The sequence below is a fragment of the Clostridium celatum DSM 1785 genome, from assembly GCF_000320405.1.
In the GTDB taxonomy this organism is placed as follows: Bacteria; Bacillota; Clostridia; order Clostridiales; family Clostridiaceae; genus Clostridium; species Clostridium celatum.
The window spans coordinates 19,389-28,744 of record NZ_KB291706.1 but is presented as its reverse complement, the minus strand read 5'-3'; the positions used below and the strand labels follow the sequence as shown (position 1 = coordinate 28,744).

Annotated in this window: 7 protein-coding genes; all 7 read right to left on the bottom strand. The window is 28.2% G+C overall.

Annotated features, from left to right (window positions below; all coding sequences use genetic code 11):
• A partial coding sequence (locus HMPREF0216_RS14690) for an endo-alpha-N-acetylgalactosaminidase family protein (protein WP_187116568.1) occupies nt 1-3,197 on the bottom strand: 3,197 nt, incomplete at its 3' end.
• A 213-nt stretch (nt 3,198-3,410) separates the two neighbouring features.
• Nucleotides 3,411-3,719, bottom strand: a complete 309-nt coding sequence (gene trxA / locus HMPREF0216_RS14685; RefSeq protein ID WP_005215869.1) for a thioredoxin — start codon at nt 3,717-3,719, stop codon at nt 3,411-3,413.
• 166 nt (nt 3,720-3,885) lie between these two features.
• Complete coding sequence (locus tag HMPREF0216_RS14680; RefSeq protein ID WP_005215868.1) at nt 3,886-4,206, bottom strand: DUF5661 family protein; 321 nt, start codon at nt 4,204-4,206, stop codon at nt 3,886-3,888.
• 347 nt (nt 4,207-4,553) lie between these two features.
• Nucleotides 4,554-5,228 carry a response regulator gene (locus HMPREF0216_RS14675; RefSeq protein ID WP_005215866.1) on the bottom strand — a complete coding sequence of 225 codons (675 nt, stop codon included), beginning with the start codon at nt 5,226-5,228 and terminating at the stop codon, nt 4,554-4,556.
• The gene (locus HMPREF0216_RS14670; protein ID WP_207733691.1) at nt 5,225-6,784 is read right to left on the bottom strand and encodes an ATP-binding protein; all 1,560 of its coding nucleotides are present in this window, start codon (nt 6,782-6,784) and stop codon (nt 5,225-5,227) included. The genes HMPREF0216_RS14675 and HMPREF0216_RS14670 overlap by 4 nt, the downstream gene beginning before the upstream one ends.
• A 113-nt stretch (nt 6,785-6,897) precedes the next feature.
• Nucleotides 6,898-7,896: a 2-hydroxyacid dehydrogenase gene (locus HMPREF0216_RS14665; RefSeq protein ID WP_005215862.1), complete on the bottom strand. Its 999-nt coding sequence runs from the start codon at nt 7,894-7,896 to the stop codon at nt 6,898-6,900.
• Between the two features lie 169 nt (nt 7,897-8,065).
• Nucleotides 8,066-9,127: an AEC family transporter gene (locus HMPREF0216_RS14660; RefSeq protein WP_005215861.1), complete on the bottom strand. Its 1,062-nt coding sequence runs from the start codon at nt 9,125-9,127 to the stop codon at nt 8,066-8,068.
• Nucleotides 9,128-9,356 lie beyond the last annotated feature (229 nt).

Genomic DNA, 9,356 nt, shown 5'->3' with positions numbered 1-9,356 from the left:
ATTGTACTTTCTGGAGTAGTTGCAACCAATTTACCATCTTTATAGTAATTAATGTCTGCACCTTCTCTTACAGCTCTTAAATCTTCATGGAATAATACTTCATCATCAGTCATTTTCATAATATCAAAGTGTTGCATATACTTAGTAGGTAATACTTGGTTATAGAATGTATCCATACCCTTTTCACCTTCTATAGCATGGTTATTACCCCAACCATTTGATAATAAATGCTTGTTACCCTTTAATAATGGATTAGATAAGAATCCATCCTTTGTAGAGTTTCTTACAAATCTTAATATTTCACTTGTTCCACCTTCATTTGGATAAGCAGGGTCAGCTCCCCAGTGAGTCCATGTTACGTGTTCTTCAAGTGGACTGTGGAATTCTGTTGCAACTTGATATCCTAAATCATTGATTTTTTCTCCAAGTTGGTGAGCATTCCATCCGTTTCCTGTATAAACGTCAACATATACCCAACCTAAATCAGGCAAATCTTCTTTTAACATATCTAATCTTCTGAATAATTCTCCTGAAGTTATATCAGCCCTTTGATCAACATAGTAAGCTTGATCTAACCAGTTCCATCCAGCAGAATTTTCGTTTACCGATCCGTTATCTGGATATTGGAATGCATCCTTTTGATATTCAGTAGCGTTTATATGAACCCCAAATCTAGCGTTATACTTAGCTCCTTCTTCAATTAATGTGTTGAAATCTTCAACTCCACCTTGTCTTATACCAATATGTCCACCGTAGTCTGGAATTGAGTCATCATGTCCTTCAGCTTGATATCCTTTTTCAAGAACCATTTGTCCAAATCCATCTGTATAGTTAGATATTTTCTTAACAGTATCTAAAGTTCTTAAGAATGGACTTTGAGTGTATCCAATGTTGAATGCTATATAAGATAAGCTATCTTTAATATATTCTCCACCTTGTGGTGCTTCAACTCTATTTCTGTATTCTATAGCAGCATCTTGCCAATCTACAATATCATCACCATTTTGGTCTTTAGTTATATAAGCTTCTGCCCATAAATTATCTTCGTAGCTATAGTATTCTACTCCATTTTCAACTTCTTCTCTATAAGTCCAAGCACCAGTTCCAATTCCTGTTTCCTTGTATCCATTCTTATTAACAGTATTAAGAAGAATTCTACTTGAATATTCAACAACATTATTATTCATAGTTATTGCAAAATCATTATCATTTACAAATGCATAAGTCTTAGCTTTTTCTGATGGATCTAATGCATCAACAGTACTTATTTCATCTGTAATTTGATGCCATGCTCCAGTTGATAACACAGCTGCAATAGCACCACCATTATCACTTCTTACTGTTGCAAAACTTTGGTTAGGTAAAGATACCTTTTTAACTAAGAAATCACCAGTTTCTTCAATATTAGTAACTTCCATTCTAATTTTATTATCTTCAACACTCATAACAGTCGTTAAAGTAACACCAATTTCTTCAATTGACATAGTGTACGTAGCTTTATTTCCTTCTACAACACACTCAACTACCGGAGTATAGTTTTTACCATTTAAATTAATCTTGTTAGATCTCTTATTTTGTCCAGCTAAAGTTGAACCATCATCCTTCCAATTGTATTCAATTACTCTTGGGAAGGTATTATCAAGCTTAACTGACATAACATCTGATTCAATAGTTTGTGCATTTACTTCTGGTAAATCAGCTTCAGTTTCTGGAGTTATTTCTGTAACACTAACATTATCTAACGTAATAGTCTTGCTTCCATGCCATCCAACTAAACCAATCTTACCTGCTGTGGTTGGGAACTTATCTGAAGTTACACTTCCTAATGTCTGACCATTAATAGATAAAGTTGCTCTTCCCTCTTCAACTTCAAGCTTCATTCTATAAGTTTCACCAGCTTCTAATTTAAATGAAGATGGGAATGAACCCCAATCATCTGAACCATTTGTACTTGCTTTCCATACCCAATTTCCAGCATCATAACAAATAGCTCCCCAGTTATTTTCATCTTTAATTCTAAATCCTAAACCTATTCTTCCATTATCATTACTCATTGAGAAATCAGTTTCATATATAAAATTCTTAACATCTGGAGAAGCCATATCAGCGCCTACCGCTTTTCCATTCATAAGAACATTAACAACCCCATTTTCAACTACACTATCTAAAACAGTTGGACTTAATGATTTCCAATCCCCACTAGTTTCTGCAGTTTCAAAGTCTGTTGAGTAAGCTACCTTATTTCTAACTGTTATGTTAGCTTTAGCCTTTGGTGCTGATTCTGCTGCACCTTTTATAATACCTTCAACAACAAAAGTTCCTTCTTCTGCATATTGTGCTGGATCAACATAATCCCAAATAACAATTTCTTGTCCAGTTGTTCCATCTGGATAAGTTACATTAACTCTATATGGTAATTCTGGCTCAACATTTATAATTGTAGACATATTTAATTCTTCTACGGATGATATTTCTGTTGGCGCAATTACCTCATTTATATTTAAATAATCAACTAATACAGTTTTGTTATCAAACCATGTTCTATATCCAAACTTCCCTGCTTCAGTTGGGAAATTGCCTAAAGAAACATTATCGCTAAATATCTCTTCACCATTTACAGTTAAAGTTAAGTGATTTCTTACAACCTTAACCTTCATTGTTGTCCATTGACCAGCTTCAATAGTTGGACCATTAATATCATCCTTCCATGCTGTTGGACTTTCAATTAACCATTTTCCATCATTATTATATCCTACAAATCCAAAAGTATTTGCATCCTGGCCTCTAAATACAAGTCCAAATCTTCCTGTAGCTGTATCTGTTTCTGATGGATTAAGTTGAAATCTAACTTCTGCTTCAAAATTTTGATAGCTTGGACTTTGATTTTCTAAGAAAACAAAATTATTTCCTTCAGTTCTATTTATTTCTAAATATCCTTTTTTACCTTCTGTATCTGGAACTGCGTTATCCATTTCTTTAACATAAGTCCCACCACCAACTAAACTTGTCCAAGATGTACTTGAATAGTTATCATACTCTTGAATGTACTCTGTTTGAGATGCATACATTTCTATGTTTTGTTCAATAGCAACAGCATTATAATTATCTGCTAATGCTGAAACTGGTATTTGCCCTACAGTAACTGCAGCTGCAATAATAAGAGCAATATTTTTATTCATTGCATTTCTTTTTATCATAATAATACCTCCACTCATACTCTAATCCTATTGTATACCTTTTCACCCTTACTTCTTTATTTTAATACATTTTATGTAAAATTAGTTCTAATAAATTGTTTATTTATATAAGTATCTTGTTATTTTAGTAAATATATTTACTTTTTAAGTATTAAAAGTATAATTTTGGTTTTTAAAAAAGACCTTACGCTTCTTGCATAAAGTCTCTCTTTATTATTCTTTTCCCTTAGATATTAACTCTTCAATTTTCTTTTTAGGATTAAATCCAATCATTTTATTTATAAATTGACCATCTTTTAATAATACTAAAGTAGGTATTGATTGAATTTGATAATAATTTGCTAATCTTATAGAGTTGTCAATATTAACCTTAACAACCTTAATTTCATCATCTTCATTATTTATTTGCTCTAAAAGTGGAGATAACATCCTACAAGGACCACACCATTCAGCATAAAAATCTATTAAAACTAATCCTTCTTTAACTTCATTTATAAATTCTGATTCATTAATTATTTTCATCTTTAAATCTCCTAATTATTTTATTAAAAAAATTCTTTTAATAAATTATATTCATTTTAAAGATTATTGTTTCTATTACAAAATTCGCTATGTAACTTTATCACATAACTATAAAAAAGATTTCCACTAATTAATTTAGTTTGTGAAAATCTTTTTATTTTATAGTTTATTTAGTTTTTGACCAATATGCATTTGCTTCTTTTTCTAGCTGCTCTAATCTAGTATAATAATCTGGAAATTCTAAAAGATGTGCATATGCAATTTTTCCAGTTAAAATTGGGTCATTATTGGTAACATTCGCATTCTTAAATTTAGTTCCATGTTCAAGTTCTACATTAATTCCTTTAGTGAATTGCTTTAAATCAAACTTTTCCTTTGTGAAATCAATACCTATCTTTTTTGCTATTTCACATGCTTCCACACTTGTAAAAGAAAGTTTATTAGCATCACCTCTTAATTTAATTAAATACCATTTAGTATTATTCATCTTATATCCTTAAACCTTATAAATTAATTACTAGTTATTATATGTAATTAATTACTATAATGTTTTAGTGATAATTATTTCACCCTATCTTTAATTACCAATATAAACAATTTACTTTTTTATTAATTTTAATTTATAGACTATGCTATTTTCATAAAAAAATGTAAACCATAAATAGTTAATAAAAAAAATAAACCACAGATAATTATGCGTTGTAAATCCCTTAAGTCCAATTAAAGATATTAATCCTAAAAATCCAATATACTTATACTTATCATATAACATAATATCCCTCCCCAATATAAATTTACATTTATTATACCATATTTTTCTATATTATAAAAATTTTACTTATTTATTGTGTATTTATGTTCTGGTCTTCCTACATTTCCAAATGTCATTTCTGATTTTATCTTATCTATCTTTTCTAGATAATCCATATACTTTTTAACAGTTACATTACTTATTTTTATCTCATATGCAATCTCTCTTAAAGTCCATACCTTATTAGAATTATCATTTAAAAAGCTTAAAATTTTATCTAATGTTTTTTTATTCAATCCCTTTGGTAAAGTAGTTTCTCCATCTAAGTTATCATTTATTAATAATTTATCTATTTCTTTTTGTGTTAGTAGATTGTCTTTTTGCATCATATTATTTTTTAATTTAAACTTATCTACAGCTTCCTTTAATCTTTTAAACTCAAAAGGTTTAACTAAATAATCTACCACTCCATATGCAAAAGCTTTTTTAACTTCTAAACTACTATTTGCTGCTGTAATCATTATAATATCAGTAAAAAAGCTTTTATTTCTTAGAGATTTTAATATATCTATTCCACTTTTTTGTGGTAAAAATACATCTAATAATATTAAATCTATTTTTTCACTCTCTAAAATATTAATAATATCCTTTTCATACATAACTGGTCCGAAAACATTAATTCCTCCAATCTGTTCTAGATATCTCTTGTTTATAAATGCTACCATTGGATCATCTTCAACTATCAATACATTAATCATTGCTTTTCCCCCTTTAAAATTGTTACTACAAATATTTTTTCATCGTCAAAATCTTCTATATTTATTTCTCCATCATAAAGCTCAACTCTATTTTTAACTAAATACAATCCTGTTCCCCTTCCTTCACCCTTTGAGGAAACCCCTTGCTCAAATATTCTTTTCTTTATATATTCATTAATAGGTATTCCATTATCCCTTACTTGTATTTCAACTATACTTTCATTTTCATATAAAGTAACTTCAACTTTTTTATGTATTTTATCTAATAATGCACAAGCCTCGAAAGCATTTTCAATTAAATTTCCAAGTATAGTTACTATATCATTCGAATCGATTACTCCATGATTTTTATATAAAAATGATTCTTCTGTTAAGAAAAACTCAACTTTTCTTTCCTTTGCAACTAAATCTCTACTAATTAATAATCCCCTTACATAATTATCTTCTATCTTAGCAAATTTATTGCTTGAATTTTCCTGCATTTTTTGTACCTTTAATATATATTTTTTTGCATCTTCATAAGCCTTTATTTCAATAAGCCCCAAAATAACATAAAGGCTATTTTTAAATTCATGAACATTAGCTCTTAAATTTTTAATAACTTCATCCACACCTGTTATTTCTTTTGCAATTTTATTAATAGGTCCTCGTTCAGTTAAAGTTATAATTACTCTTGGGCAATTATTTTCTAATATGATATGCTTAATTGTAACAAATATTCTTTTACCTTGAATTATAAATTCCTTCATTTCAACATCTTGCCTATTATCTATATAAAAGTTAAGTTTTTCTGTTATATCTTCAACTTTAAAATCTTCAAACATCTCATAACAAATTTTATTTATTTCAATTACTTTATTATACTTATTTAATGATATAATTCCATCTTTTACACTGTCTAATATAATGTTTTTTTCTCTATATAAAGTTGCAATTTCAACTGGTTCCATATTTAATATTGATTTTTTAACTTTATTTGCAAATACCCTAGATGCAATTATAGAAATAGCTAAAGACGCTATAAATAACATAAAATAATTTAACTTAGTTCTTGAGTTAATTACCACTATATCTTCATTATATTTTCCAACCATAACAAAACCAACTTGTTTTTCATTATAAAATATAGGTTGAAACCATCTTAAAGTAGTCCCCATAGAGCCTTTCATTAGTGAATAATAGCTACTTCCATTTCTCAAAACTTCTTTTTTATCTTCCCCAACATATATTTGCCCAATTTGATTTTCATCTAAATGTGAGTATTTTTCTCCTGTCATATCTGCTATTACAATAATATCAACATTATTAAAGTTTTCTATAAATCCTTTAGTATATTCTTGTATAGCCATATCATTTTTTCTATTATAAAGTTTTTCAGCAACAAGTTCACTTTTTGATATACAGTATCCCATTTCTTGCAAATCATTTCTTATATTTGCATTTATATCTAATAATTTAGAAGATACAAAAATGTAGTATGATAGCATTAGTGGAATAAATGTAATAATTATAGCAGTTAACATTATGACATTTTTAAACTTTAATTTTATTTTCATTAATCTCACCATTTTAATTTTGTCCTTTTATTTACTTTTAATGCTCAAAAAAGGAGTGATTAACACTCCTTTTTTTAATTAAAATATTAAAATTATACTATAATATATCTTTACTAAGCTATACTATTTTTGCAAATTCCTTCGTTTAATAATTCTCTTAAGTTTTCATAAGAGTATTCTATCATGTTTGTTAGTGCCTCATCTGTATATGAACCAATATGTGGAGTTACTAATACTCTTGGATAAAGATCTATTAATTTCTCATGAGAAGGATGTTCTAATGTTTGTCCATTTAAATTCTTAAAGAATGTTGCCGATTCGCCTTCTAAAACATCAGTACCAAATCCACTTAATTTACCACTTTCAATTGCTCTTATTATAGCATCTATATCTTGAACTTCACCTCTAGCTGTATTAACTAATATAGCTCCATCTTTCATTTTAGCTATAAACTCATCATTAATCATATGATAATTTACATCTTTTATATATGGCATATGTACTGAAATAACATCAGCTTGTGCTAACACATCATCTAGCTCCATAAATTCTACTACTTCTTTAGCCGCATCACTTTGGAATACATCATAAGCTATTACTCTTGCTCCTAAGCCTTTAAATAACTTAGCTGTAGTTAATCCTATCTTACCAGCTCCTAAAACTGCAACTGTGCAATTTCTAATTTCCTTACTAAACATAAATGGATCAACAACGAAATTCTTTTCTCTTGTTCTATTTACAGTATAAGCAGTATGTCTAAGTAACATCATTGCATGAGAAACTGCTAATTCAGCTATAGCATTTGGAGAGTACCCTGGAACTCTAGCACATTTTAACTCTAATTCTTTAACTGCATCTAAATCAACATGGTCAAATCCAACAGTTCTTGTTAAAACATATTGTAATCCATTAGACTTTAATAATTCTAAGTTTTGTCTATCAGCCTTACAGTTTCCTCTAACCATAATTGCTTCAGCACCAATTGCTTCCTTAACATTTTCATGATTAAGACCTAAAGTAACTAATTTTATATCATATCCAAATTTTTTATTTATTTCTTCAAAAAATGGAACTTCTGTTTCTCTAACACCATAACAAACTAATTTTATCATAATATTTATCTCCTTTATAATTAAGTTCTAATAAATTTATTTTAGGATATGGCCACTCTATTATTTTATAGAGTGGCTTGTCCTTTTTTATATGGTTATACTTGCTATTAACCTAAATACCTAGCAATAAAATAATTTTATTTACTAAATACACGCTTTAGATTTTTACTTAAGCAAATAATCCTATATTTCTTATAATTTCTAATATAACTATCCATACTGGCATAGCTGCAACTGCTACTACTGTTGATAACAATGAACAATTTGATGTAAATAATGCTTCCCTATCATAGCTAATTGCATATGCTGCTGCCACTGTGGCTGTTGGAGCTGCCATCATTATTACTGTTGTTGCCATTCCTTCAAATGAAACTGGTAATATACCGAATTTACTAACAACTAATAATAAAGCTAAATTTATTACTGGGATACATAATACTTTAATTAAGCTATATCCCCAAGCATCTTTTTGTGCTACTGCCTTTTTGAAAGGAACTTCTGCTAAAGTAGCTCCAATTGAAATCCAAGCAAGTGGTGATGCTAAATTACTTAAATAAGTAAGTGGTTTATAAAGCCATGGTAATGTTTGGTCAATTCTTAAGAATGCATAGTTCGCAGTTTCACCTTTAACTGTAACTGCTACTTGTGGAAGCATATCTTGACATAACCAAATAAATAATCCTAAAAATGTAGCTATTATAATTGGATTTAAGAATATTTCTTTCATATTCTTTTTAAGGTTTTCTTTATCCATTTTAGTTCCGGACATTTTTATAAATGCATATGAATACAAGAACACTCTGTAAGCAATATTAAATATGTTTGAATACATAGTACCTACTGCCCCATATACTGCAGTAACTATAGGTGTACCAAAGAATGTAGTTGAGCCAAATATAGTAAGAACTCTATAAACATCTTGCTTATCGCCCTTAACTCTTGCATACATTAATTTAGTTATTGGTATTAATACAATATAAATTGCAAATCCCCATACTAAAATACTCATACCTTGCTTTAATTGTTCCCCATTTATATCTTTCATAAATGAAGTAAATGCTAAAGCTGGTAATGAAATTGTAAGAACCAATTTTGTTAGCATCTTAGATGCATTTGAATTTAAAATTTCTCTTTTTCTTAAATAAAAACCTAAAAGAATTATTGCTACTGATGAAAATATTGCACCTAATATTGCATTATCAGTTAAAGTTTTTTTAATAATTTCTAACATAGTATTTCTCCTTTTGTATATTTTTTAACATTCTAAAAAACATTTTCTCTAATTACAACTTTATTGTACAAGCCTCGACATTTTTCCACAATTTATCTTAATTTTTAAATAATTATTTAAGTTATTTAAGTTATTTTTTTAACAATATTCCCTTGTTATTAATAATAAAAAAGTCTAATTAAACCTCTGTAATACAGCGTTTGATTAGACTTTCACTAAATTAAAATAT

Bases quoted from the DNA above. Each gene is read 5' to 3' on its own strand.
- HMPREF0216_RS14665 (WP_005215862.1), bottom strand. From the start codon at position 7,896: ATGATAAAATTAGTTTGTTATGGTGTTAGAGAAACAGAAGTTCCATTT.
- trxA (WP_005215869.1), bottom strand. From the start codon at position 3,719: ATGAAAATAATTAATGAATCAGAATTTATAAATGAAGTTAAAGAAGGA.
- HMPREF0216_RS14670 (WP_207733691.1), bottom strand. From the start codon at position 6,784: ATGAAAATAAAATTAAAGTTTAAAAATGTCATAATGTTAACTGCTATA.
- HMPREF0216_RS14680 (WP_005215868.1), bottom strand. From the start codon at position 4,206: ATGAATAATACTAAATGGTATTTAATTAAATTAAGAGGTGATGCTAAT.
- HMPREF0216_RS14675 (WP_005215866.1), bottom strand. From the start codon at position 5,228: ATGATTAATGTATTGATAGTTGAAGATGATCCAATGGTAGCATTTATA.
- HMPREF0216_RS14660 (WP_005215861.1), bottom strand. From the start codon at position 9,127: ATGTTAGAAATTATTAAAAAAACTTTAACTGATAATGCAATATTAGGT.